25 protein-coding genes are annotated in these 23,297 nt (G+C 64.9%); 11 read left to right on the forward strand and 14 right to left on the reverse strand.

The window, feature by feature from the left end:
• Positions 1-9: 9 nt before the first annotated feature.
• The 3 genes from rpsR to ACZ1I5_RS08285 form a co-directional block, all read right to left on the reverse strand.
• The gene (gene rpsR / locus ACZ1I5_RS08275) at positions 10-234 is read right to left on the reverse strand and encodes a 30S ribosomal protein S18 (protein WP_034158365.1); all 225 of its coding nucleotides are present in this window, start codon (positions 232-234) and stop codon (positions 10-12) included.
• 14 nt (positions 235-248) lie between these two features.
• Positions 249-671 carry a 30S ribosomal protein S6 gene (rpsF, locus tag ACZ1I5_RS08280; RefSeq protein ID WP_465173926.1) on the reverse strand — a complete coding sequence of 141 codons (423 nt, stop codon included), beginning with the start codon at positions 669-671 and terminating at the stop codon, positions 249-251.
• Between the two features lie 166 nt (positions 672-837).
• Positions 838-1,245 (reverse strand): RcnB family protein, encoded by a 408-nt coding sequence (locus ACZ1I5_RS08285; protein WP_465173217.1) that lies wholly within the window; start codon positions 1,243-1,245, stop codon positions 838-840.
• 173 nt (positions 1,246-1,418) lie between these two features.
• Between ACZ1I5_RS08285 and fabD the strand changes: the two genes are divergently transcribed.
• The 5 genes from fabD (at position 1,419) to mltG (ending at position 6,035) form a co-directional block, all read left to right on the forward strand.
• A complete protein-coding gene (gene fabD / locus ACZ1I5_RS08290; RefSeq protein WP_465173218.1) occupies positions 1,419-2,354 on the forward strand; it encodes an ACP S-malonyltransferase in 936 nt (311 codons plus the stop codon).
• Between the two features lie 206 nt (positions 2,355-2,560).
• On the forward strand, positions 2,561-3,298 hold the full coding sequence (gene fabG / locus ACZ1I5_RS08295) for a 3-oxoacyl-[acyl-carrier-protein] reductase (protein WP_465173219.1): 738 nt from the start codon (positions 2,561-2,563) through the stop codon (positions 3,296-3,298).
• Between the two features lie 106 nt (positions 3,299-3,404).
• Positions 3,405-3,641 (forward strand): acyl carrier protein, encoded by a 237-nt coding sequence (locus tag ACZ1I5_RS08300; protein WP_272627031.1) that lies wholly within the window; start codon positions 3,405-3,407, stop codon positions 3,639-3,641.
• 159 nt (positions 3,642-3,800) lie between these two features.
• Entirely contained in the window at positions 3,801-5,060 is a 1,260-nt protein-coding gene (fabF, locus tag ACZ1I5_RS08305; protein ID WP_465173220.1) for a beta-ketoacyl-ACP synthase II, read from the forward strand.
• Positions 5,061-5,066: 6 nt separating this feature from the next.
• Positions 5,067-6,035, forward strand: a complete 969-nt coding sequence (gene mltG / locus ACZ1I5_RS08310; RefSeq protein WP_465173221.1) for an endolytic transglycosylase MltG — start codon at positions 5,067-5,069, stop codon at positions 6,033-6,035.
• A 317-nt stretch (positions 6,036-6,352) separates the two neighbouring features.
• Here the strand turns inward: mltG and eda are convergent, their stop codons facing one another.
• The 8 genes from eda to ACZ1I5_RS08350 all read right to left on the reverse strand — a co-directional run bounded on the left by eda (position 6,353) and on the right by ACZ1I5_RS08350 (position 13,725).
• Positions 6,353-6,958, reverse strand: coding sequence for a bifunctional 4-hydroxy-2-oxoglutarate aldolase/2-dehydro-3-deoxy-phosphogluconate aldolase (gene eda, locus ACZ1I5_RS08315; RefSeq protein ID WP_465173222.1), 606 nt, complete (start codon positions 6,956-6,958; stop codon positions 6,353-6,355).
• Positions 6,955-7,923, reverse strand: a complete 969-nt coding sequence (gene glk / locus ACZ1I5_RS08320; protein WP_465173223.1) for a glucokinase — start codon at positions 7,921-7,923, stop codon at positions 6,955-6,957. Before glk ends, eda begins: the two co-directional genes overlap by 4 nt.
• A 2-nt stretch (positions 7,924-7,925) precedes the next feature.
• Positions 7,926-9,743, reverse strand: a complete 1,818-nt coding sequence (gene edd, locus ACZ1I5_RS08325; RefSeq protein ID WP_465173224.1) for a phosphogluconate dehydratase — start codon at positions 9,741-9,743, stop codon at positions 7,926-7,928.
• A complete protein-coding gene (gene pgl / locus ACZ1I5_RS08330; protein ID WP_465173225.1) occupies positions 9,740-10,450 on the reverse strand; it encodes a 6-phosphogluconolactonase in 711 nt (236 codons plus the stop codon). Before pgl ends, edd begins: the two co-directional genes overlap by 4 nt.
• A gap of 171 nt (positions 10,451-10,621) precedes the next feature.
• Complete coding sequence (zwf, locus tag ACZ1I5_RS08335; RefSeq protein ID WP_465173226.1) at positions 10,622-12,082, reverse strand: glucose-6-phosphate dehydrogenase; 1,461 nt, start codon at positions 12,080-12,082, stop codon at positions 10,622-10,624.
• An 86-nt stretch (positions 12,083-12,168) separates the two neighbouring features.
• Complete coding sequence (argC, locus tag ACZ1I5_RS08340; RefSeq protein WP_465173227.1) at positions 12,169-13,098, reverse strand: N-acetyl-gamma-glutamyl-phosphate reductase; 930 nt, start codon at positions 13,096-13,098, stop codon at positions 12,169-12,171.
• Positions 13,095-13,286, reverse strand: coding sequence for a hypothetical protein (locus ACZ1I5_RS08345; RefSeq protein ID WP_465173228.1), 192 nt, complete (start codon positions 13,284-13,286; stop codon positions 13,095-13,097). Before ACZ1I5_RS08345 ends, argC begins: the two co-directional genes overlap by 4 nt.
• A gap of 118 nt (positions 13,287-13,404) precedes the next feature.
• Positions 13,405-13,725, reverse strand: a complete 321-nt coding sequence (locus ACZ1I5_RS08350; protein WP_465173229.1) for a MarR family transcriptional regulator — start codon at positions 13,723-13,725, stop codon at positions 13,405-13,407.
• 217 nt (positions 13,726-13,942) lie between these two features.
• On the opposite strand from ACZ1I5_RS08350, the gene secG reads away from it, so the two are divergent.
• Positions 13,943-14,305 carry a preprotein translocase subunit SecG gene (gene secG / locus ACZ1I5_RS08355; protein ID WP_465173230.1) on the forward strand — a complete coding sequence of 121 codons (363 nt, stop codon included), beginning with the start codon at positions 13,943-13,945 and terminating at the stop codon, positions 14,303-14,305.
• A gap of 87 nt (positions 14,306-14,392) precedes the next feature.
• On the forward strand, positions 14,393-16,027 hold the full coding sequence (locus tag ACZ1I5_RS08360; protein ID WP_465173231.1) for a CTP synthase: 1,635 nt from the start codon (positions 14,393-14,395) through the stop codon (positions 16,025-16,027).
• A 51-nt stretch (positions 16,028-16,078) separates the two neighbouring features.
• Here ACZ1I5_RS08360 and ACZ1I5_RS08365 read toward each other — a convergent pair whose 3' ends face one another.
• Positions 16,079-16,312 carry a hypothetical protein gene (locus ACZ1I5_RS08365; RefSeq protein WP_465173232.1) on the reverse strand — a complete coding sequence of 78 codons (234 nt, stop codon included), beginning with the start codon at positions 16,310-16,312 and terminating at the stop codon, positions 16,079-16,081.
• 136 nt (positions 16,313-16,448) lie between these two features.
• On the reverse strand, positions 16,449-16,919 hold the full coding sequence (locus ACZ1I5_RS08370; protein WP_465173233.1) for an Hsp20 family protein: 471 nt from the start codon (positions 16,917-16,919) through the stop codon (positions 16,449-16,451).
• Between the two features lie 256 nt (positions 16,920-17,175).
• Between ACZ1I5_RS08370 and ACZ1I5_RS08375 the strand changes: the two genes are divergently transcribed.
• The 4 genes from ACZ1I5_RS08375 to ACZ1I5_RS08390 all read left to right on the forward strand — a co-directional run bounded on the left by ACZ1I5_RS08375 (position 17,176) and on the right by ACZ1I5_RS08390 (position 22,489).
• Positions 17,176-19,689 (forward strand): TonB-dependent receptor, encoded by a 2,514-nt coding sequence (locus tag ACZ1I5_RS08375; protein WP_465173234.1) that lies wholly within the window; start codon positions 17,176-17,178, stop codon positions 19,687-19,689.
• 355 nt (positions 19,690-20,044) lie between these two features.
• The gene (locus ACZ1I5_RS08380) at positions 20,045-21,295 is read left to right on the forward strand and encodes a lipoprotein-releasing ABC transporter permease subunit (protein WP_465173235.1); all 1,251 of its coding nucleotides are present in this window, start codon (positions 20,045-20,047) and stop codon (positions 21,293-21,295) included.
• On the forward strand, positions 21,288-21,962 hold the full coding sequence (locus ACZ1I5_RS08385; protein ID WP_465173236.1) for an ABC transporter ATP-binding protein: 675 nt from the start codon (positions 21,288-21,290) through the stop codon (positions 21,960-21,962). Before ACZ1I5_RS08380 ends, ACZ1I5_RS08385 begins: the two co-directional genes overlap by 8 nt.
• Positions 21,963-22,009: 47 nt before the next feature.
• Positions 22,010-22,489 carry a glutathione peroxidase gene (locus tag ACZ1I5_RS08390; protein ID WP_465173237.1) on the forward strand — a complete coding sequence of 160 codons (480 nt, stop codon included), beginning with the start codon at positions 22,010-22,012 and terminating at the stop codon, positions 22,487-22,489.
• Positions 22,490-22,530: 41 nt separating this feature from the next.
• Here ACZ1I5_RS08390 and ACZ1I5_RS08395 read toward each other — a convergent pair whose 3' ends face one another.
• Positions 22,531-23,271, reverse strand: a complete 741-nt coding sequence (locus tag ACZ1I5_RS08395; protein ID WP_465173238.1) for an SDR family oxidoreductase — start codon at positions 23,269-23,271, stop codon at positions 22,531-22,533.
• Positions 23,272-23,297: the final 26 nt, after the last annotated feature.

A 23,297-nucleotide genomic window follows, 5' to 3' on the forward strand; every position in this document is an offset into this window, starting at 1 on the left:
TCCGGCTCCTTACTTAACGATGTAGGGCAGCAGGCCCAGATGACGGGCGCGCTTGATCGCCTGGGCGAGCTCGCGCTGCTTCTTGCCGCTCACCGAGGTGATGCGGCTCGGGACGATCTTGCCACGCTCGGACACGAAGCCCTGCAGCAACCGGACGTCCTTATAGTCGATCCGGGGGGCATCCTTGGCGGAGAACGGGCAGCTCTTGCGGCGGCGGAAAAATGGGCGTGCCATTGTCTATATGCTCCTTATTCGCCGTCGAAGTCGCGACGCGGGCGCTCGGGCCGGTCACCACGGTCCGGACGGTCGCCGCGGCCCTCGCGGTCACCACGACGCTCACGGTCACGATCGCTCTTGCGCATCATCACGGTCGGACCCTCTTCGAGAGCGTCGACCTTGACGGTCATGTAGCGGATGATGTCTTCGTTGATCTGGGTCTGGCGCTCCAGCTCGGCGACCACGCCGGCCGGCGCGTCGATTTCGAGCATCACGTAATGCGCCTTGCGGTTCTTCGCGATCTTGTACGCGAGGCTGCGCAGGCCCCAGGACTCGGTCTTCACGACCTTGCCCTTGTTGTCCTCGATGATCTTGGTGGCGTTCTCCGCCAGCGTGTCCACCTGCGCCTGTGCCAGATCCTGGCGCGCAAGGAACACATGCTCGTATAGAGCCATGGTTCTTACCTTCTCTTGGCCGATCGCTGACGTACGCCCCATGCGTAGCGCCCCTCCGGCTGTCGTCTCAAAGCAACCGGGGCGGAAAGCGTGCGCTTCCCACCCCGATGGCGGCTCCATAGCGGAAACCGGGCGAAAGGCAAGCCTTCCGCCCGGTCTTTGGGTGTTAGCGAAGCGCGCCGGCCAGGATGGCCGCGATCACGCCGCTCGAGATGCCGACCAGCAGCGCGTCATTGCCCGACTGGACATAGCGGTAGCCGCGGGGCGGGGCCTTCAGGTGACGGCCGCGATAATCGTTGATCACGCGGTAATTGCGTGCCTGGCGATAGTCGAAGCGCTCACCCTTGCGCCAGTTGCTGCGATAGCTGTTCTGGTGGCCGTTGCGATAGTCGGACCGGTTGTCGCGGACGTCGCGCTGGACGACCACGGTCCTGCCCGGTTGATGACGGACTATCGTCTCGTGGCGCTGCTCGGTCTGGCGCTGGGGCTGATACTGGCCGGCCGACGCCGCGGTGGCGGCCAGCGGGCTTGCGACCATCGAGACGGCGATCGCGCTCAGGATGAACTTCTTCATGATACTCACTCCTCGGTGTTGTCAGGCGCCTCGCTTGGCGTCGAACACCTATCTAGGAGTCGGTTGTCGCAGGCCCGTGCCGGAAAGCGGCCGAAATGGTCGCGAAGTGTCGCGGCTTGCCTAAGTCCGTTCAGCTTTCTAGTCCCACCCGCCTGATCTCACAGGAGCCGGCCATGCGTGCATTCATCTTTCCCGGGCAGGGCAGCCAGGCGGTCGGCATGGGCCGCGCCCTTGGCGAAGCCAGCGCCGTCGCCCGCGCGGTTTTCGAGGAAGTCGACGAGGCGCTGGGCCAGCATCTCTTCAAGCTGATGAGCGAAGGTCCCGAGGACGAGCTGCAGCTTACCGAGAATGCCCAGCCGGCGATCATGGCCAATGCCATCGCCACCTTGCGCGTGCTGGAGAAGGAAGGCGGCATCCGTCTGGCCGACAAGGCCGATTATGTCGCGGGCCATTCCCTCGGCGAATATAGCGCCTTGTGCGCGGCGGGCGCGCTCGACCTGCCGACCACCGCGCTGTTGCTCAAGCATCGTGGGCTGGCGATGCAGGCGGCGGTGCCGGTCGGTGTGGGTGCGATGGCGGCATTGCTCGGTGCCGATCTCGAAAAGGCGCGGATCATCGCCAATGCGGCGGCCGAGGGCGAGGTATGCACGGTCGCGAACGACAATGATCCGTCGCAGGTGGTGATTTCGGGCCATCGCGGCGCGATCGAGCGGGCCGTCGCGATCGCGAAGGAATATGGCGCCAAGCGCGCGATAGTGCTGCCGGTGTCGGCGCCGTTCCACTGCCCGTTGATGCAGCCCGCCGCCGATGCGATGGAAAAGGCGTTGGCCGAGGCGCGGATCGATTCGCCGCTGGTGCCGGTCTTCGCCAACGTCACCGCGACGGCGGTCGGCGATGTCGACTCGATCCGCCGGCTGCTGGTCGAGCAGGTCACGGGCATGGTGCGCTGGCGGGAATCGGTGCTGGCGATGGCCGATACGGGCGTGGAGCGTTTCATCGAATTCGGCGGCAAAGTCCTGGCGCCGATGGTCAAGCGCATCGCGGCCGATGTGGATGCCTCGAGCGTGATCTCGATGGACGATATCGAAGCGCTGGCGAAGACGCTGTAATAACCCCTCTCCCTTGAGGGGAGAGGATACGAAGACTTGGCAGCTTGCTGCCTAGTCGTAGTTGGAGAGGGTGGGGCCACAAGCGCGCTCGCGGAAGGGCGAGCGCATCACCCTCTCCCAGCTTCGACTAAGGCCGGCTGAAGAAGCCGACCTAAGTCTGCGCAACCCTCTCCCCTCAAGGGAGAGGGAGAACATGGAGAATTAGAATGTTCGACCTGACAGGCATGACCGCGCTGGTGACTGGCGCTTCCGGAGGGATCGGCTCGGCGATCGCGCAGGCGCTGGCGGGGCAGGGGGCGCGGCTCGCGGTCTCCGGGTCCAATGCGGCGAAGCTCGAATCGTTCAGAGACAGCCTCGGCGGCGACCATGTCGCGCTGCCATGCGACCTTTCCGACGGCGCCGCGGTCGATGCGCTGGTGCCCAGCGCGGTCGAGGCGCTGGGCAAGCTCGATATCGTCGTCAACAATGCCGGCGTCACCCGCGACAATCTCGTCATGCGCATGAAGGACGACGAATGGGATCAGGTGATCCGCGTCAACCTGGAGGCCGCGTTCCGCATCGCGCGCGCCGCCGCGCGGCCGATGATGAAGGCGCGGTTCGGCCGGATCATCTCGGTCACCTCGGTGGTCGGCACGACCGGCAACCCCGGCCAGGCCAATTATGCCGCGTCGAAGGCGGGGCTGGTCGGCATGTCCAAGGCCCTGGCGCAGGAACTCGCCAGCCGCGGCATCACGGTCAATTGCGTGGCGCCGGGTTTTATCCGCACGGCCATGACCGACATCCTCCCGGATGCGCAGAAGGATGCGTTGAACGGCCGAATCCCGGCCGGCCATATGGGCGAAGGCGCGGATATCGGCGCGGCGGTGGTCTATCTCGCCAGCCGCGAGGCCGGCTATGTTACCGGTCAGACACTGCACGTAAATGGCGGCATGGCGATGATCTGATCGCGGTCGGTGCTCTTTCCCGGGGCTGCTCCCCCTTGCAAGGGCACCAAGCGCGTTCTACGTGCGTTCAGGAAATGAAACCCCCAGCGATAGAGGGACGATAACAATGAGCGAGACCGCAGACCGGGTTAAGAAGATCGTCGTCGAGCATCTCGGCGTCGAAGCCGACAAGGTCACCGAAGACGCCAGCTTCATCGACGATCTGGGCGCGGACAGCCTCGATATCGTTGAGCTGGTGATGGCTTTCGAGGAAGAATTCGAAGTCGAAATTCCCGATGACGCCGCGGAGAAGATCACGACCGTCAAGGACGCGATCACCTTCATCGACGAGCACAAAGATTGATCTGATGGGACTGATCTGGCGGAAGGCGCTCCGGCGCCCCGCCTGGCCCTTTTCGGGCAGGAATGCATGAACGGCTCCCCGTCCCAGGGCAACCAACAGGGGCGGGGGGCCGTTCCTATTTGACGAACCCAATTTGACGAATGAAGAACGGAGATGGCCATGCGCCGTGTTGTCGTAACCGGGCTCGGGCTCGTGACACCGCTGGGTGCCGATGTGGAAACCGCATGGGCGAACATCATCGCCTCCAAATCGGGCGCGGGCACGATCACGCGTTTCGACGCGACCGACTATGCCTGCCGCATCGCCTGCGAAGTGAAGCCGCCGGAGCATGAATATGGCTTCGACCCCGGCAAGCGTGTCGATCACAAGGTGCAGCGCCAGGTCGATCCCTTCATCATCTACGGCATCGATGCGGCCGGCCAGGCGCTCGAGGACGCCGGCCTGACCGACATGACCGAGGAAGAGCGCTTCCGCGCGGGCTGCTCGATCGGTGCTGGAATCGGCGGCCTGCCGGGCATCGCCAGCGAATCGATCGTGCTCCATGAAAAGGGCCCGCGCCGCGTGTCGCCGCATTTCGTGCACGGCCGCCTGATCAACCTGATCACGGGTCAGGTGCAGATCAAATATGGCCTGATGGGCCCCAATCACGCCGTCGTCACCGCCTGCTCGACCGGTGCGCATTCGATCGGCGACGCCGCACGGATGATCGCGATGGACGATGCGGACGTAATGCTCGCGGGCGGCGCCGAGGGCGCGATCTGCCCGCTCGGCATCGCGGGCTTCGCCCAGGCGCGCGCGCTGTCGACCAACTTCAACGACTCGCCCGAAAAGGGTAGCCGCCCCTATGACGTGGATCGCGACGGGTTCGTGATGGGCGAAGGCGCCGGCGTGGTCGTGCTCGAGGAATATGAGCGGGCCAAGGCGCGCGGCGCGAAAATCTATGCCGAGGTGATCGGCTATGGCCTGTCGGGCGACGCCTATCACGTCACCGCGCCGCATCCGGAAGGGTCGGGCGCGTTCCGCTCGATGGAAATGGCGATGCGCAAATCGGGTCTCGCGCTGTCGGACATCGATTACATCAACGCGCACGGCACCTCGACGCCGCTCGGCGACGAGCTGGAGCTGAACGCGGTGCGCCGCTTGTTCGGCAACAATATCGGCACCTTGTCGATGAGCTCGACCAAGTCGGCGATCGGGCATCTGCTCGGCGGTGCCGGCGCGGTGGAGAGCATCTTCTGCATCCTCGCGCTGCGCGATCAGATCGCGCCGCCGACGCTCAATCTCGACAATCCCAGCGAGAATTGCGCCGGCGTCGACCTGGTGCCGCATGTCGCCAAGAAACGGTCGATCAAGGCAGTGCTCAACAACAGCTTCGGCTTTGGCGGCACCAATGCCAGCCTCGTCATGCGGGCCGTCTAGGGAGTCGTGCGCAGGCTCGGCTGTCTCGGCCTGCTGATCGTCCTCGCGGCGGTCATCGCGGGGTTCATCGGGCTGCAGCGATGGGCCGGGCCGGGGCCGCTGGCGCGGACCACCACGGTGCAGATCGCATCCGGCACCAGCCTGGCGACCGCTTCGACTCAGCTGGAAAAGGCGGGGGCGATTCGGTCCGCCCGGCAATTCCGCCTGTTCGCGCGCTTCCTCGGCTCGGACGATCCGATCAAGGCAGGCGAATATCGCCTTCCGCCGCGTCTCAGCCAGTCGGACATCCTGAAGGTGCTCCAGGGCGGGAAGACGCTGCAGCGCTTCGTGACGGTGCCGGAGGGATGGCCGTCAGTGATGGTCAAGGACGCGCTGGACAAGACGTCCGGGCTGCAGGGTGTGGTCGCCGTGCCGGAGGAAGGCAGCGTGCTGCCGGACAGCTACAGCTTCGAGCGCGGCTACACCAAGGCCTTCATGCTCGGCCGCATGCAGACGGCGATGACTCGCTACCTCGCTGGCGCCTGGGAGAAACGCAAGCCGGGTATCGCGGTGAGCACGCCGCGGCAGGCGCTGATCCTCGCCTCGATCGTCGAGAAGGAAACCGGCAAACCCAGCGAGCGGCGCCTGGTCGCTGCGGTCTATTCCAACCGGCTGAAGCGCGGCATGCCGCTCCAGGCGGACCCGACCGTGATCTATCCGGTCACGAAGGGGCGGCCGCTCGGCCGGCGAATCCTCCGCTCGGAGCTTCAGGCCAATAACGGCTACAACACCTATGCGATGGCGGGCCTTCCCGCGGGCCCGATCTGCAATCCCGGCCGCGCGTCGATCGACGCGGTGCTTGATCCGGAACAGTCCAACGCGCTCTATTTCGTGGCCGACGGGACGGGCGGCCATGTGTTCGCCGATACGCTCCAGCAGCACAATGCGAACGTCCAGAAATGGTATGCGATCAGGCGCGCGCGCGGCGAGATGTGATGCCGGCGCCGGCGCGCTGCGCTGTCGTCGATTCAATCATAGAAAAGCCCTGCTACCGTGCTGAGCGGTCCAGTGCGTGCGCGTACGATCCGGATCGGCTCTTTCTCAGTTTCGGCAACGACCTCGTCACCCCTGTTCCCGGCGCGCTCTCTCCCTGTTCCGCGATAACAGGGAAAATACCAATAAGATATTGTTATATAAAGATAAAATCCCTATTTTCGAGCTGAATCGCGGGCAAAAACGACGAAAAACAAAAATAATACGCGGAACAGGGAAGAACAGGGAACGCGACAACCGGAACAGGGAGATAGGCGCTCCTATCGCGCCAGCGCCGCTGCGGCGCGTGCCTTGGCTTCGACCTCGGCCATGGTGCCGCCGGTCACCCAGCTGCCGCCGACGCACAGCACGGGGCCGAACGCGAGCCAGTCGGGTGCGCTCGCCTCGGTAATGCCGCCGGTGGGGCAGAATGTGCACTGGTAGAAGGGCGCGGCGAGGGCCTTGAGCGCCTTGATCCCGCCCGAGGTTTCGGCCGGAAAGAATTTGAAATGCTCCAGCCCCAGATCGAGCCCGCGCATGATGTCGCCCGCGGTCGCGATGCCCGGCAGATAGGGCACGCCGCTGGCGATGATCGGCTGGGCGAGCCGCTCGGTCAGGCCGGGCGAGACGATGAACTCGGCGCCCGCGTCCATCACCTGCTCGAACTGCTCGGTCGTGACCACCGTGCCGGCGCCGACGATCGCGCCCGGCACCTGCTTCATCTCGCGAATCGCGTCGATCGCGGCGGCGGTGCGCATCGTCACCTCAAGCACCTTGAGGCCGCCGGCGACCAGCGCCTCGGCGAGCGGGCGCGCCGTGGCGGCGTCCTCGATCACGAGCACCGGGATGACGGGGCTCGTCCGCATGATCGTCTCGATACCGCTCATCGGGCATGCTCCTGGGCAAAGGCGGCCGCGGCGCCGAACAGGCCGGGCTGGGGATGGGTGATGAGCTTTACCGGTATCGACTTCATCAGCGACTGGAAACGGCCCTTTGCGGTGAATCGTTGCTCGAAGCCCGATTGAAGCAGCCGATCCTTGAGCCTGAGCCCGAGTCCGCCCGCGATCACCACGCCCTTCGGGCCGTGCGCCAGTGCCAGATCGCCGGCGACCGCGCCCAGGCTGAGGCAGAAGCGGTCGAGCGCGGCGAGGGCCAGGCTGTCGCCATCGTCGAGCGCGAGGCTCCAGATCTGCTTGTCGTCGAGCCGCTGCAGCGCGCGGCCTTCGATCTCGCCCAGCGTTTCGTAGATCGCGACGATGCCGGGGCCGGCGACGATCCGTTCGACCGACACGCGATTATAGGCCTTGCGCAGGCGCTTCAGCAGGGCGTCTTCCAGATTGTCGAGCGGCGCGAAGTCCATATGCCCGCCCTCGGTCTCGATCACATGATAGCCGTTTCGCACCCGCAGGACCTGCGCGACGCCCAGGCCGGTCCCCGGCCCGCAGACGGTGATCGAGCCGTGATCGGGCAGCGCGGTATCGGGCCCGCAGAGATGCTGGAAATAGTCCGGGCCGACCTGCGCCACCGCATGGCCGATCGCACCGAAATCATTGATCAGGGAGAAGGTGTCGACCTCAAGCCGCTCCTGCACCAGCGCTGGCCGGATGATCCAGGGATTGTTGGTCAGCTTGATGATCTCGCCGCCGATCGGCGATGCGACCGCGATCGCGGCGGACCGGGGCAGGGGCCGGTCGAGCGAAGCGCCGAATGCCTGCCACGCGGTCTGCAGGCTGGCATATTCGGCGGTCTTCAACGTCTCGGGCTCGCCCAAGGTGACGACTCGGCCGTCCGCAACCTCGGCGATGGCGAAGCGCACATGCGTTCCGCCGATATCCACCGCCACAACTTCCATGCTTACCACCCCATTGCGGCCAATATGGCCGATGCGCCCTTTTCGGCTTCGTTCGCCCGGCCGCGGAACAGGCCGAACAATTCGCGGCCCATGCCTTCGGCTGCCGGTGGCGCCTCGATAAAGGCCCGTGCGGTCCATTCCGCCGGATCGACCAGTGCGGCGAGTTCGCCGGTGTCGGCCGACATGCGGATGACGTCGCCGTCGCGCAGCTTCGCGAGCGGGCCCTGGCCGAGCGCCTCGGGCGAGCAATGGATCGCGCACGGCACCTTGCCGCTCGCCCCGGACATGCGCCCGTCGGTAACGAGCGCGACGCGGAAGCCGCGATTCTGAAGCACGCCGAGCGGCGGGGTAAGCTTGTGCAGCTCGGGCATGCCGTTCGCGCGCGGGCCCTGGAAGCGCACCACCACGACGACATCGCGGTCGAGCTCGCCCGCCTTGAACGCAGTCTGGACCTCGGACTGGTCGGCAAAGACGCGGCACGGCGCCTCTATCGTCCAGCGATCGCGGTCGACGGCGCTCACCTTGATACAGGCCCGGCCGAGATTGCCGGTGAGGATACGAAAGCCGCCCTCGGGCGCGAACGGCGCAGTGACCGGGCGGAGAATCGTTTCGTCACCACTGGCACCGGCGTCCCCCCAAACCAGCGCCTCATCCTCGATGGCCGGGCGTTTGGCGTACGTTGTCATGTCATCCCCGGCGACGGTCATCAAGTCCCGGTGAAGCATTCCCCCGTCAAGCAGCTCGCGGATGACATAGGGCATGCCGCCCGCATCCTCGAAGCCGTTCACATCGGCCGAGCCATTGGGATAGACGCGGGCGATCAGCGGCACCGCGCGGGAGAGGCGGTCGAAATCCTCCCAGTCGATCACGATGCCCGCCGCCGCCGCGATGGCGGGGAGGTGGATCAGGTGATTGGTCGATCCGCCGGTCGCGAGCAGCCCGACGGCTGCATTGACGATGGCCTTTTCATCGACGCATTCGCCGAGCGGGCGATAATCGGCACCGTCCCAGCCGATCCCGGCGAGCCGATGGACGGCGGCGCGGGTCAGTTCCTGGCGCAGCTTGGTGCCCGGGTTGGCGAAGGCGGCGCCGGGCATGTGGAGGCCCATTACCTCCATCATCATCTGGTTCGAATTGGCCGTGCCGTAGAAGGTGCAGGTGCCCTTCGAGTGATAGGCGGATATCTCCGCCTCGAGCAGATCCTCGCGCGTCGCCTTGCCCTCGGCGAACTGCTCGCGCACCGCGGCCTTCGCCTTGTTGGCGAGGCCGGAGCGCATCGGGCCGCCGGGGATCAGGATCATCGGCAGATGCCCGAAGCGCAGCGCGCCCATCAACAGGCCGGGCACGATCTTGTCGCAGATGCCGAGCAGCGCCGCGCCCTCGAACATGCCGTGGCTGAGCGCCACCGCGGTCGACAATGCGATGGTGTCGCGGCTGAACAGCGACAGCTCCATGCCCGGATAGCCCTGGGTCACGCCGTCGCACATCGCGGGCACGCCGCCTGCGACCTGCGCCGTGGCGCCGGCCTCGCGTGCCCAGACCTTCATCTGCTCCGGATAGCGATAATAGGTCGCGTGCGCCGAGAGCATGTCATTGTAAGCGGTGACGATGCCGATGTTCATGCCGCCGCCGGCCTTCATCGTGTCGCGGTCCTCCTCGGTGCCGGCATAGCCGTGCGCGAGGTTGGCGCAGCCGAGCGCGGGGCGGTGGATATGGTTGTCGCGTTCGCGCCGGATCAGCGCCAGATAGGCGTCGCGGGTCGGCTTCGACCGGGCGATGATCCGGTCGGTAACCGCGCTCACATCGGCATGAAGGGTCATGCAGGGCTCCAATGGATGTCGACCGGCAGCTCGGCGTCAGCGAGCACGCGGCCGATCGGGTAGCTGGACGAGGGGCCCTGCTTGATCGCCTGCTCGATCACCTTGCGCTTCTTGTCGCCGGTGACGGCGATCATCAGCGCCTTGGCCGAGACGATCGCGGCGCGGCTGAGCGTGATGCGCGCGACGGGGGCGTCGGCGGGCATCGGATCGGGCATCACGCCGAGCGCGCGGCGCTCGCGCGGGCCGTTGATCGCTTCCTCGAAATCGGGGCCGGGGAAGATCGAGGCGGTATGGCCGTCCTCGCCCACGCCGAGCAGGCAGAGATCGAGCGGCCAGTGATGGTCGGCGAGCCTGGCATCGGCGGCCTTGCCGGCGGCGCGATAATCCTTCGCGGCTTCGCTGACGATCGGGATGACCCGGGCGCCCTTGGGCAGGAAGGTCTTGCCGATCGCGGTGATGTTGGACAACGGATCGCCCAGCGGCACGATACGTTCGTCGGTCGGGATGATCGTCACGCGCTTCCAGTCGAGCTTGGTCGCGGCGAGCTTCTCGTAGATCGGCAGCGGGGTCTTGCCGCCGGCGAGCGCGATGACGCACCCGCCGCGCGCGTCGATCGCGCTTTCGATCACGAAGCCGATATCGCCCGCGACGGCAGCGGCCATCTCGGCCGCGTCGTCATAATCCCACCATTCGATTTCTTCGCTCATGTCTCGTCCTTGATTCAATATCCCGTTCGTCCCGAGTAGCCATTGAGCTTGTCGAAATAGCGTATCGAAGGACAGCGCCCCAAGCGCTTATGCTTCGATACGGGTCTTCGACAAGCTCAGCTCCTACTCAGCACGAACGGACAGGTGATTATTCGGTCCATATCCGGTCGCTCAATCGTCCTGCCAGGTCACCCCGTCGCGTTCGGTCAGCGCGATCGCCGCCGAAGGGCCCCAGGTGCCGGCGCCATAGCCTTTCGGCTTCACGTCGTTCGCCACCCAGCCGGCGCGGATCGCGTCGATCCACTCCCATTGCGCCTCCACCTCGTCGCGGCGGACGAACAGGGTCGGGTCGCCCTCGATCAAATCGAGCAGCAGCCTTTCATAGGCGATGCGGCGGCGGGTGCCGGCGAATTCGGCGTCGAGGCTGAGGTTCAGCGGCACCTCGCGCAGGCGGATGCCCTCGCGGTCGAGGCCCGGCTCCTTCGCCATCACCAGCAGCTGGACATATTCCTCGGGCTGAAGCCGGATGATCAGCATGTTGGGCTGGAGCAGGCCGCCGCGGCTGGCGAACATCGAATGCGGCACTGCCTTGAACTGGATCGCGATCTCCGAATGGCGGTTCGGCATGCGCTTGCCGGTGCGGAGATAGAAGGGCACGCCCTGCCAGCGCCAATTGTCGACATGCGCCTTGATCGCGACGAAGGTCTCGGTGGTCGAGGGCTTGCCCAGTTCCTCGATATAGCCCTTCACGATCTCGCCGTTGACCGCGCCCTTGGTGTACTGGCCGGTGACGGTGACATGGGGCACATCCTCCGGCTTCATCTTGCGCAGCGACCGGAACACCTTCGCCTTCTCGTCGCGGATCGCGGTGCCGTCGAAGCGGGCAGGGGGCTCCATCGCGATCAGCGCGAGCAGCTGAAGCATATGGTTGGCGACCATGTCGCGCAGCGCGCCGGCGGTGTCGTAATAGCCGGCGCGATCCTCCAGCCCGACCGTTTCCGAGATCGTGATCTGGACGTTGTCGATCCCCTGGGCATTCCATACCGGCTCGAAGAAGCTGTTGCCGAAACGCAGCGCCAGGATGTTCTGGACCGTCTCCTTGCCGAGATAATGGTCGATACGGAAGGTGCGGTTCTCCGGAAAGGCGCTCGCGACCGTGTCGTTGATCTCTCGGCTCGACGCCAGATCATACCCCAGCGGCTTTTCCAGGCCGATGCGGACGGTGTCGCCGGCGAGTCCGGCCGCTTCGAGCCCGCGGATCACCGGTTCGAACAGCGAAGGCGCCGTCGACAGGAAGATGGCGAGGCCGCCCGCGACATCGCCGACCTTCTTCGCCAGCAGATTATAATGCGCGAGGTCGGTCGCATCGAGTGCCTGATAGCCGAGGCGTTCGAGGAAGGTCTTGATGGCCTTCTCGTCCTTGCGGTCCTCGGGCAGGAATTCGTCGAGCGCGTGCTTGGCGAATTTGCGATAGCTCGCATCGTCATGCTCCGACCGGGCCGTGCCGGTGATCGTCAGGCCTTCGGGCAGCAGCCCGTCGGCATGCAGCCCGTACAGCGACGGCAGCAACATGCGTTGCGCGAGGTCTCCCGTCGCGCCGAACAGCAGCAGCTTGCCTACCGGATCGCGCATAATGTCTCCTGGATGGCGATGTCGCCCGTGCGACTAACAGACGTGGGTGCGCCGGGCCAAGGCCAATACGCAGTCGCCCTTGACGATTAAAGCGTCAATCCGGCCACGGGATCGAATCCCGCCATGATATTGAGGTTCTGGACCGCCGCGCCGGCGGCGCCCTTGCCGAGATTGTCGAGTGTCGCGATCAGGCGGGTCTGACCGGTCTCGGCATTGCCGCAGACGCGCAGGGTCAGCCGGTCGGTACCGGCATCGTCCTCGATCGCGACGGTATCCACGTCAGCATCGACGACCCGCACGATCGGCGAATCCTTATAGGCCTCGCGCAAGGTCGTCTCGAGGGCGACGAGCGTGGGGCGCCTTACGAACATGTGGAGGGGCAGGGGCACCTCGACGATCATGCCACGATAGGTGTTGGCCACTGAGGGCATGAAGATCGGCGGGTGCTCCATGCGCGCATGCTTCTGCATCTCCGGCACATGCTTGTGGGCGAGGCCGAGCGCATAGGGCCGCGCGGCGGGTGGCGGATTGGAGCCCTCGAACTCCGCAATCATCGACTTGCCACCGCCCGAATAGCCGGAAACGGCATTGACGGTGATCGGCCAGTCGACCGGAATCAGCCCCGCGCGCACCAGCGGGCGGACGAGCGCGAGAAAACCGGTGGGGTAGCAGCCCGGGTTGGAGATACGCTTCGCCTCCGCGATCGCCGCCATCTGACCTGGTTCCAGCTCCGGAAAACCATAGATCCAGCCGTCACCGGTGCGGTGGGCGGTCGAGGCGTCGATGACGCGCGTATGGTCATTCTCGATCAGCGCGACCGCTTCGCGCGCCGCGTCGTCGGGCAGGCACAGAATCACGAAATCCGCGTCGTTGAGCAATTTGGCCCGCGCCTTCGCGTCCTTGCGACGCGACTCGCTCAGGCTCAGCAGCTCGATATCGTCACGACCGGTCAGCCGCTCCCGAATCTCCAGGCCAGTGGTGCCCGCAGCACCATCGATAAAGACCTTTGCCGTCATTTGATCGGCTCTAGCGCCGCTGCGTCGATATAACCAACCAGATTGTGACCGACCGCGATGCCCCAGGCCTTGCCGCCTGCAAGATCCAGGACCTCGAAAACCTCGCCCGAGCGAAGCTCGGCAAGGATCGGCGCATCGTCCGCATCAGTGGCGAGCAGCGACGCCTGGCTCGCGATTCGGCGCGGCATGGGGGCAGCATAATGAGGCGCAAAAACGCGGTCGGCGAGGCGGATGTCCGCCACGTCGCGCCTTACGGCGTCATGCCGCGGATCCAGGACGGCGGACGGGCCGAGAAGCGCGAAGCTCCTACGCGGAGGCCCGCCTGGCGACTGGCTGCTCGGCGTCGCCGATAAACTGGCCAAACTCTTCAAGAAATTCTGCCCCTTCAGACGTGCGCGCGACGAATATGTTGCGCTTGTCGGTTTCGTCGCGCTGTCGGCGCAGATAGCCGAGCGAACCGAGCCTGTTCAAGGCGCGTGTCACAACCGGCTTTGAAACGTTCAGCACACGGGCAAGCCCGCGCACCGTATGCGGCCCCGGATTGAGATATACCACCAGCAACAGCGCCATCTGCCGATTGGTCAGATCGGGCTCGCCCGATCGCACATAATCCACCAGGGTCCTCATCCAGCCGCCCAGCGATCGATCAGGTAGTGTGGCCACGAAAAATTCCACGATTTGCCCAGGCCCCGCACGTTGGGGCACCTGGACACATAACGTTCATAATCGCGGCTGGTTTCAGTGCGGAAGCGAAATGTCCGGCACGACGTTCCCTCTGGCGGTTGATCGGAAGCGCCGGCTCGCCTATGTGCCCGCCTTCCCAAGCCACAGGTTGCGCCTTTTCATGTTCAAGTTCCTCCTCGTCGTCCATGCGATCATCGCCGCCAGTCTGGTGACCGTGATCCTGATGCAGCGCTCGGAAGGCGGCGGGCTTGGCATGGGCGGCAGCCCCTCCGGACTGATGTCGGCACGCGGCGCGGCGGATTTCCTGACGCGCGCCACCTCGGTCCTCGCGACCTTGTTCGTCGGCCTGGCGATTCTGCTCGCGGTGATTGCCTCGATGGGCCACAGCACGGCCAAGATCGACCCCAGCCTGGCCCGGACGCCCCCGGCAGCCGGTCAGCTCGCCCCGCCGGCGCCCCAGCCGACGACGGCACCCGCACCCGGCGCACCAGCCGGGAACAGCGCGGTCCCGCTCGCGCAGTAAGCGCGAGCCCCTTCGCCACTTTTTTGTAACGATATTGGAGTCGCGCGCTTGTCGCGCGACCCATGATGACGCTAGGCCTTTTCTCCCATGGCGCGGTTTATCTTTATCACCGGCGGCGTGGTCTCCTCGCTCGGCAAGGGTTTGATGGCGGCGAGCCTCGCGGCTCTCCTGCAGGCGCGCGGCTATCGCGTGCGGATCCGCAAGTTCGATCCCTATCTCAACGTCGATCCCGGCACGATGTCGCCGTACCAGCATGGCGAAGTCTATGTGACCGACGACGGGGCGGAGACCGATCTCGATCTCGGTCATTATGAGCGCTTCACCGGCGTGGCGTCGCGCCAGTCGGACAATGTCACCTCCGGCCGCATCTATCAGCAGATCATCACGCGCGAGCGCCGCGGCGACTATCTGGGCGCGACCGTCCAGGTGATTCCGCACGTCACCGACGCGATCAAGGAATTCGCGCAGGCCGAGACCGAGGATCTCGATTTCGTGCTGTGCGAGATCGGCGGCACGGTCGGCGACATCGAATCGCTGCCTTTCATCGAGGCGATCCGCCAGCTGCGGAACGATCTGGGCCGGGGCCAGTCGGTCAGCATCCATGTGACGCTGGTGCCGTACATCGCGGCCGCGGGCGAGCTGAAGACCAAGCCGACCCAGCATTCGGTGCGCGAGCTCGCCGCGCTCGGGGTCCAGCCCGATGTGCTGGTCTGCCGCTGCGAACAGCCGCTGCCGGCAAGCGACCGCGCCAAGATCGCGCTGTTCTGCAACGTGCCCAAGGAAGCGGTCATACCGGCGCTGGACGCCAAGAGCATCTACGCCGTGCCGATGCAGTATCATGCTGAAGGCCTGGACGCCGAAGTGTTGCGTGCTTTCGGCATCGAGCCCGGCGAAGCGCCCGACCTGTCGCGCTGGTCCGACATCGTCGATCGGCTGACCAACCCGGAAGGCGAGGTCACCGTCGGCGTGGTCGGCAAATATGTCGGCCTGCAGGATGCCTACAAATCACTCAACGAAGCGCTGGTGCATGGCGGCATCGCCAATCGCGTGAAGGTCAATATCGAGTGGATCGATGCCGAGTTGTTCGAGGCCAAGGACAGCGATGTCGCGGCGAAGCTCGAGCCGCTGCACGCGATCCTGGTGCCCGGCGCGTTCGGCGAGCGCGGTGCCGAGGGCAAGATCGCCAGCGTGCGCTTCGCGCGCGAACGGGAAATCCCCTATTTCGGCATCTGTTTCGGCATGCAGATGGCATGCATCGAGGGCGCCCGGGACCTCGCGGGCATCACGAATGCCAGCTCGACCGAATTCGGCCCTACCGACGAGCCGGTGGTCGGCATGATCACTGAGTGGATGACCGAAGCCGGCATCGAGAAGCGCGAAGAGGGCGGCGACCTGGGCGGCACGATGCGGCTCGGCGCCTATGACGCGAAGCTCGACGGCAACAGCGTGGTCGCCTCCATCTATGGCGGCACCGACATCTCGGAGCGGCATCGGCATCGCTACGAGGTGAATACGGGCTATCGCGACGCGCTCGAAAAGGGCGGCCTGGTCTTTTCGGGCATGTCGCCGGACGGCATGTTGCCGGAGATCGTGGAGCGGCCGGACCATCCCTGGTTCGTGGGCGTGCAGTTTCACCCGGAGCTGAAGTCCAAACCGTTCGATCCCCACCCGCTGTTCGCGAGCTTCATCGAAGCGGCGGTGCGGCAGTCGCGGCTCGTCTGAGGCAATCGTCGCGAACGGTCGTGCGCGGCGCTACCTACGCGCGGCATGCTTTCAGTGGGCGGTCTCGGCCACCTGATCGGCCTGGGCCTCATATTCCCGCGCCATGGCGATGAGCGTCTCGACGGTATGCCGGTCGCCAACCGTCAGGGCGAGCCGGCGACACCGGTCGGCCTTTCGGTGCAGCGTCTCGATTTCGGGATTTTCGGCAAGCATCGTGTCGGGTCCAGTGGCCACCAGCAGAGCCGGATCGGCCGGCGAAGTTACGGAGTCGGTACGCGCTCTCATCGGATTCCCCCGGATCGAACAGACCTTCTATCCGGCAAGAACGTCGTTCTGAATCAACGGTTCCGATTCGGATGAAAAAAGAGGCGCCCGAGGCACTTGGCCCGGGCGCCTCTTCCGCGCGAGCGGCGTTGGGGGATTACGCCGCCTCGCTATCCTTGCCGCCATCGATCGCTGCGAGCGGCGCGCCCGTCTTGATCGCGATCGTCTTCGGCTTCATCGCCTCGGGTACTTCGCGGACGAGGTCGATCGTCAGCAGGCCGTCATTGAGCCGCGCGTCGTCCACGCGAACGAAATCGGCCAGCTCGAAGCGGCGCTCGAAGCTGCGGTTGGCGATACCGAGATGCAGGAAAGAGCCGCTGGCACCTTCCTTTTCGGCCTTGTTGCCCTTCACCTGGAGCAGATTCTGCTGCGCGACGATCTCGATCTCGTCACGCCCGAAGCCGGCGATGGCGAGCGTGATACGGTAGCGGTCGTCGGAGACCTTTTCGAGGTTGAAGGGCGGATAATTGTCCGCCGCCGACTGACGCGCGCTGGTTTCGAGCATGTCGAACAGGCGGTCGAAGCCGATCGTCGAACGGCGATAGGGGGTCAAATCGAACTGACGCATGTTGGTCTCCTCATTCAAAGCGAGTTGGACGTCATGGGTGCCCGCAACGGCGCGACACCCGCTTTTCGCGCGGCCCAATCGGCACCGCACACCGCAGATCTGGGGCGTCCTGGCGCCGGTTCAAGAGCTGAAATGGCCGATTTGCGTGGGTGAAAGCTCAGCTTTGCGTTCGGCAAGTTCTTACGATGGTGAAACCATAGCGATTAGATGGGAATTATAGTCGCGACTCGAACTACGAGCTCTAAAGGGGACACCAATGCTCGCTACCTTGCCTATGCTGCTGCTTGCCCAAACAGCGCTCGCCTCCCAGACGGTGGCGATTACGGAAGCAGGCGCAGTGTCAACGGCCGCCGCGCCTGCCGCTGCCGCGCCAGTGGCCGATGACCCGGCGCAGGACCAGGCTGGCGAGACGCCGGCCGCGTCAGGCGATGTCGTCGTCACCGCGCGCCGGCGCGAGGAGCGCGCACAGGAAGTGCCGATCGCCATGTCGGTGATCGGCGGTTCCGAGCTCGAAAAGACCGGGGCGTTCAACGTCAACCGGCTCCAGCAGCAACAGCCTTCGCTGCAATTCTATTCGAGCAACCCGCGCAACTCCGCGATCAACATCCGCGGTCTTGGCGCGCCGTTCGGCCTGACCAACGACGGCATCGAGCAGGGCGTCGGCTTCTATGTCGACGGCGTCTATATCGGCCGGATCGGCGCCTCGACCTTCGATTTCGTCGATGTCGCGCAGGTCGAGGTTCTGCGCGGCCCGCAGGGGACGCTCTACGGCAAGAACACCACCTCGGGTGCGCTGAACATCACCACACGCGCGCCGAGTTTCTCGCCCGAGGCGAAAGTCGAGATCAGCGGCGGCAATTACGAGTTCGTTCAGGCCAAGGTCTCGGCATCGGGTCCGCTGTCCGACAATCTCGCGGTGCGACTCTCGGCCTCGGGGACGACGCGCAAGGGCACGATCTACAATGTGAAGTCGGACGAATATCTGCACCGTCAGCGCAACCTGGGCCTGCGCGGCGCGCTGCTGTGGAAGCCGACCGACACCATCGACCTGACCCTTTCGGGCGATTTCAACGTGCAGAGCCCCGATTGCTGCGTACAATATTATGCGCGGGTAGGTGCCACCCAGCGGCCGACCGCCCGCCAATATGACGCACTCGCCGCTGCTTTGGGTTACACGCCACCGAGCAAGAACCCGTTCGATCGGGTGACCGATCTCGATGCCAGCATCAATTCACGGCAGGAAATCGGCGGTGTCTCCCTGGTGGCCAATTGGGATGTCGGTTTCGCCACCCTGACCTCAGTCAGCGCATGGCGCTATTGGGATTGGCAACCGCAGAACGACCGCGACTTTATCGGTTTGCCCATCACGACCGTGTCACAGAACCCGTCACAGCAAAAGCAGGTTTCGCAGGAACTCCGCCTCGCCTCGAACGGTTCGAACAAGCTGGACTACACGCTCGGCGCTTTCTTCTTCCATCAGACGATCAACACCCAGGGCTCCCAGGTTCAAGGGGCAGCCGCGAGCCGATGGCTGTTGTCGGGCGCTGACGCGTCGAACCCCAATGTGCTCAACGGCCTGACGTCGACCAACACGATCAATTTCGACAACACCAGCTTCGCCGTGTTCGGCAAGCTCAACTGGGAGGCGTTTGACGGCTTCCACCTTCAGCCCGGCTTGCGCGTCAATTATGACAAGAAGTCCGGCTTCTACGAAGCGATCGTCAGCATCCACAACAACCAGTATGATTTTGTCGCCACGGCGGACAACGTCGCGGCGCTGCTGGCTGCAAAACCCAATCCGAGCGCTGCCCGCACGACATTCCAGAATCAGATCAATACGCTTGCCCCACAGCGGTACAGTCCGGAATTCAGTGCCTGGAACGTTTCGGGCGACATCACCGCATCCTATGACTTCGCGCGCGACGTCCACGGCTATGCGACCTACTCACGCTCGTTCAAGTCCGGGGGCATCAACCTTTCAGGTCTGCCGCTCAACTCGACCAGCACCGGCGTTGACCTCACCACGCAGACGGTAAAGCCGGAAAAGGTCAATGCGTTCGAGTTGGGCTTGAAAACTCAGTTCCTCGACCGCCGCCTGACATTGAACCTGGCCGGGTTCTGGACTGACATCACCGATTACCAGGCGACGGTGAACAACAACGCGATCAACGTGATCCGCGGTTACCTCGCCAATGCGGGCAAGGTGCGCTCGCGCGGGTTCGAATTCGACTCGAGCTTCCGGCCAAGCCAGCGGGTCAACCTGTACTTCAACGGGGCGTTCACGGACGCCAAATATGTCAAGTTCACCAACGCGCCATGCCCGCCCGAACTGTCCGGCGGCACGGCGACCGCGCCAGGCGGCGTAACCGACCCTGCGGGAACGGCGGGTGGCCGCAGCCCGGCTTATTGCGACATCTCCGGCCAGCGCTTGCCGGGCATCTCCAAATGGTCCCTGTCCTTCGGCGGTGAATATAATGTGCCGGTGGGCGGATCGGGCGGTGAGGTCTATGTCGGTTACGACGGCAGCTATCGCTCGCGTTTCTCGTCCAACCCGTCGCCATCCGCCTATACCTGGATCGAAGGCGGGTCGTTGTCGAACTTCCGTGCCGGTTACCGCAAGGACGGCTTCAATGTCTTTGCCTGGGTCCGCAACGCGTTCGACCGGGACTATTTCGAGCTGCTCTCGACTCAGTCCGGCAGCACCGGCCTGATCGTCGGTCAGCCGGGCGATCCGCGGACCTTTGGCGGCACCATCAGCAAGTCGTTCTGATCGACTTCCCTCGCCCGTCGGATGACGGGCGAGGGGACCCGGAACGCGAAACGCCCGGGCTGTTTCCAGCCCGGGCGCCTGCGTGACGACTGCTCGTCAGCCCCCTTGTCCCGCTTCCGCAACCCGGCCCCTGAAGGCGGCGCTGAAAGCATTCCCCGAACCACGGCCGTTGCCTGTGTCTCAGTGAGGTGAGTGCTAGGAGCGGACCCGGCGATTGTCACCGGGAATGTGGCGGCGCTGAACGGATTGCGGCGACCCTGTGGCGATTGCGCAACACGCGCGTTCAGTTGCCAGCAATGCACACCGGCCTTAGAGCGGTCGGACCATCACCATCGGGCGGGTTGTTCCCAACATCATGATCCTGTCGCGCTACGAACGCATGATTGCCCGCCGCTATCTGCTGCCGGGCAAGGGCGAGGCGTTCATCCTGCTTGTCGCCGGCTTCAGCCTCGGCGCCGTGATGCTCGGCGTCGCCGCGCTCGTCATCGTGATGAGCGTGATGAACGGCTTTCGCGCCGAGCTGTTCGACAAGATCGTCGGGCTGAACGGCCATGCGGTGGTGCAGGGCATTGGCGGACAGATGCCCGACTGGCGCAACATCGTTCAGCTCGCAAAGGCCACGCCGGGCGTGACCAGCGCGACTCCGCTGATCGAGCAGCCGCTGATGACCAGCTATAATGGCCGGGTCGAAGCGGTGCTGGTGCGCGGCATGCGGGTCGAGGATATCCGCCGCAACCCGATCATCAGCTCCAAGGTCGTGGTCGGCTCGCTCGCGAGCCTGACCGACGGCAGCAACAGGATCGCGATCGGGTCGCGGCTGGCCGAGGTGCTTGGCGCGCAGGTCGGCAGCGAGATCTCGCTGATCAGCCCGCAAGGCCAGACCACGCCCTTCGGCACGGTACCGCGCATCGTTTCCTACACGGTCGGCGCGATCTTCGAGATCGGCGTCTATGATTACGACAAGGCCTATGTCGTCATGCCGATGCAGGATGCCCAGACCTTGCTGATGATGGGCGATTCGGTCGGCATGATCGAATTGCAGACGGTCAATGCCGACCAGGTCGGCACGATCCTGGCGCCGCTGGCGGACAAGGTCGCGGGCAGGGGAGCGATCGCCGACTGGCGGCAGATGAACGCGCAATTGTTCGAGGCGCTGGCGATCGAGCGGGTCGTGATGTTCTGCGTGCTGTGCATCATCATCCTCGTCGCCGCCTTCAACATCGCGTCGTCGCTGATCATGCTGGTGCGCGCCAAGACCCGCGACATCGCGATCCTGCGCACCATGGGCGCAACCCGGAAGGGCATGATCAAGATCTTCATGACGGTGGGCACCACGATCGGGACGCTCGGCATTATCGCGGGGCTGGTGCTCGGCTTCACCTTTCTGATCTTCCGGCAGGACGTGGTCGATTTCGTCCAGTGGATCAGTGGGCAGAATCTGTGGGATCCGACGATCCGATACCTGACGATCCTGCCGTCCAAGACCGACCCGTTCGAGATGATCGCGATCGTGCTGATCGCGTTCCTGCTGACGTTCCTCGCCACGCTCTACCCCGCCTTCAAGGCGGCGAGCACCGACCCAGTGCAGGTGCTGCGTTATGAGTAATCCCGTGTTGGCCGTCACTGGCCTGACCCGCAGCTTCACTCAGGGCGACGCCACGATCGAGGTGCTCCGCGGCGTCGACCTGACGGTCGGCGAGGGTGAGATCGTTGCGCTGCTAGGCCCGTCGGGTTCGGGCAAGTCTACCCTGCTCCAGGCAGTGGGGCTGCTCGAAGGCGGGTTCAGCGGATCGATCCGCATCGCCGGCGAGGAAGCGGCAAAGCTGGACGCGCACGGTCGCACCATGGTGCGCCGCGACTATCTGGGCTTCGTCTACCAGTTCCATCACCTGTTGCCGGATTTCAACGCGACCGAGAATGTCGTGCTGCCCCAGCTGATCCGCGACCGGACTCGCGCCGAGGCGGACGAGCGGGCCATATCGCTGCTGACCTCGCTCGGCCTCGGTCATCGGCTGACTCACCGGCCAAGCCAGCTTTCCGGCGGCGAGCAGCAGCGCGTGGCAGTTGCCCGGGCGCTCGCCAACAAGCCGGCTCTGGTGCTGGCGGACGAGCCGACCGGCAACCTCGACGAAGCGACCGCCGACGTGGTGCTGGCTGAGTTCCTGCGTCTCGTGCGCGGCGAAGGCTCGGCCGCGCTGGTCGCCACCCATAACGAACGCATGGCGCTGAAGATGGACCGGGTGGTGAGGCTGCACGAGGGCAGGCTCGCATAGGGCGCCAACCCGCCCTATCTGATGGCGCGTCACAAGGAGAGGCAGCGATGAGCGCGATTACCGAGATGAGCGTGACGGCAGCCGACGGCACACCCGCCGATCTGTCGGCCTATGCGGGGCAGGTGCTGCTGATCGTCAACACCGCATCGAAATGCGGCTTCACCCCGCAATATGAGGGGCTGGAGGCGCTGCACCGCAAATACAGGGATCGCGGGTTCGAGGTGCTGGGGTTCCCGTGCAACCAGTTCGGCGCGCAGGAGCCCGGCGATGCGGCCGAGATCGCAAATTTCTGCACGCTGACCTATGATGTGACCTTCCCCGTCTTCGCCAAGATCGACGTCAATGGGTCCAACGCCGATCCGCTGTTCGAGAAGCTGCGCAAGGAAGCGCCGGGCCTGATGGGCTCGACCTCGATCAAGTGGAATTTCACCAAGTTCCTGGTCGACCGCACCGGCAAGGCGGTCGCGCGTTACGCCCCGACGACCAAGCCCGAAGATATCGAGAGCGATATCGAGAAGCTGCTATAGGGACGACGTTCGACGCACCCAACCGGTAGCGACGCCCAAGCTCAAAGATCCTGCGCGGTCGGGCGGAACAGGATCTCGTTGATGTCGACATCGTCCGGCTGGCTGATCGCGAAGGCGACCATGCGCGCGAAGCTGTCGGCCGGGATGGCATAGGCTTCGTAGAAGTCGTTGATGCGCTGGGCGACGTCGGGATCAGTGATGGTGTTCGGCAGCTCGGACTGGACCGCGCCCGGCGAGATGACCGTGGTGCGGATATTGTAAGGCTTCACTTCCTGCCGCAGGCCTTCCGACAGCATCAGCACCGCGGCCTTGGTCGCGGCATAGACCGAACTGCCCGGACGGACCTTGTGGCCGGCGACCGACGACACGTTGATAATGTGTCCGCTCTTCTGCGCGGTCATATGGGGCAGCGCGGCGGCGATCCCGTAAAGCACGCCCTTGATATTGACGTCGATCATCCGGTCCCATTCGTCGATCTTGCCGCGTTCGAGCGGGGATTGCGGCATCAGGCCAGCATTGTTCAGAAGGACGTCGATGCGGCCATGCGCGGCGACGGCTGAATCAACCAGGCGCTTGACCTGGGCCGCGTCGCTGACGTCGGTCTCGATCACGGATTCCGGCGTCAGGCCGATATCGGCGGCGATTGCGCGAAGCCGGTCGAGCCGGCGCGCGCCAAGCACGAGCCTGGCGCCCTTGGCCGCGAGGTGCCGGGCGGTCGCTTCGCCCAGGCCGCTGCTTGCGCCAGTGATGACGACGACCTTGTTGGTGATGTTCTGAGTCATGTCTCGCTCCAATGAAAAGGGTCTGG

The organism is Sphingomonas sp. BL-S-30, assembly GCF_055521475.1.

What these genes read in the sequence shown, in the direction of transcription:
- rpsR (WP_034158365.1), bottom strand. Translation starts at nt 234, where the DNA reads ATGGCACGCCCATTTTTCCGCCGCCGCAAGAGCTGCCCGTTCTCCGCC.
- rpsF (WP_465173926.1), bottom strand. Translation starts at nt 671, where the DNA reads ATGGCTCTATACGAGCATGTGTTCCTTGCGCGCCAGGATCTGGCACAG.
- ACZ1I5_RS08285 (WP_465173217.1), bottom strand. Translation starts at nt 1,245, where the DNA reads ATGAAGAAGTTCATCCTGAGCGCGATCGCCGTCTCGATGGTCGCAAGC.
- fabD (WP_465173218.1), top strand. Translation starts at nt 1,419, where the DNA reads ATGCGTGCATTCATCTTTCCCGGGCAGGGCAGCCAGGCGGTCGGCATG.
- fabG (WP_465173219.1), top strand. Translation starts at nt 2,561, where the DNA reads ATGTTCGACCTGACAGGCATGACCGCGCTGGTGACTGGCGCTTCCGGA.
- ACZ1I5_RS08300 (WP_272627031.1), top strand. Translation starts at nt 3,405, where the DNA reads ATGAGCGAGACCGCAGACCGGGTTAAGAAGATCGTCGTCGAGCATCTC.
- fabF (WP_465173220.1), top strand. Translation starts at nt 3,801, where the DNA reads ATGCGCCGTGTTGTCGTAACCGGGCTCGGGCTCGTGACACCGCTGGGT.
- eda (WP_465173222.1), bottom strand. Translation starts at nt 6,958, where the DNA reads ATGAGCGGTATCGAGACGATCATGCGGACGAGCCCCGTCATCCCGGTG.
- glk (WP_465173223.1), bottom strand. Translation starts at nt 7,923, where the DNA reads ATGGAAGTTGTGGCGGTGGATATCGGCGGAACGCATGTGCGCTTCGCC.
- edd (WP_465173224.1), bottom strand. Translation starts at nt 9,743, where the DNA reads ATGACCCTTCATGCCGATGTGAGCGCGGTTACCGACCGGATCATCGCC.
- pgl (WP_465173225.1), bottom strand. Translation starts at nt 10,450, where the DNA reads ATGAGCGAAGAAATCGAATGGTGGGATTATGACGACGCGGCCGAGATG.
- zwf (WP_465173226.1), bottom strand. Translation starts at nt 12,082, where the DNA reads ATGCGCGATCCGGTAGGCAAGCTGCTGCTGTTCGGCGCGACGGGAGAC.
- argC (WP_465173227.1), bottom strand. Translation starts at nt 13,098, where the DNA reads ATGACGGCAAAGGTCTTTATCGATGGTGCTGCGGGCACCACTGGCCTG.
- ACZ1I5_RS08345 (WP_465173228.1), bottom strand. Translation starts at nt 13,286, where the DNA reads ATGCCGCGCCGAATCGCGAGCCAGGCGTCGCTGCTCGCCACTGATGCG.
- ACZ1I5_RS08350 (WP_465173229.1), bottom strand. Translation starts at nt 13,725, where the DNA reads ATGAGGACCCTGGTGGATTATGTGCGATCGGGCGAGCCCGATCTGACC.
- secG (WP_465173230.1), top strand. Translation starts at nt 13,943, where the DNA reads ATGTTCAAGTTCCTCCTCGTCGTCCATGCGATCATCGCCGCCAGTCTG.
- ACZ1I5_RS08360 (WP_465173231.1), top strand. Translation starts at nt 14,393, where the DNA reads ATGGCGCGGTTTATCTTTATCACCGGCGGCGTGGTCTCCTCGCTCGGC.
- ACZ1I5_RS08365 (WP_465173232.1), bottom strand. Translation starts at nt 16,312, where the DNA reads ATGAGAGCGCGTACCGACTCCGTAACTTCGCCGGCCGATCCGGCTCTG.
- ACZ1I5_RS08370 (WP_465173233.1), bottom strand. Translation starts at nt 16,919, where the DNA reads ATGCGTCAGTTCGATTTGACCCCCTATCGCCGTTCGACGATCGGCTTC.
- ACZ1I5_RS08375 (WP_465173234.1), top strand. Translation starts at nt 17,176, where the DNA reads ATGCTCGCTACCTTGCCTATGCTGCTGCTTGCCCAAACAGCGCTCGCC.
- ACZ1I5_RS08380 (WP_465173235.1), top strand. Translation starts at nt 20,045, where the DNA reads ATGATCCTGTCGCGCTACGAACGCATGATTGCCCGCCGCTATCTGCTG.
- ACZ1I5_RS08385 (WP_465173236.1), top strand. Translation starts at nt 21,288, where the DNA reads ATGAGTAATCCCGTGTTGGCCGTCACTGGCCTGACCCGCAGCTTCACT.
- ACZ1I5_RS08390 (WP_465173237.1), top strand. Translation starts at nt 22,010, where the DNA reads ATGAGCGCGATTACCGAGATGAGCGTGACGGCAGCCGACGGCACACCC.
- ACZ1I5_RS08395 (WP_465173238.1), bottom strand. Translation starts at nt 23,271, where the DNA reads ATGACTCAGAACATCACCAACAAGGTCGTCGTCATCACTGGCGCAAGC.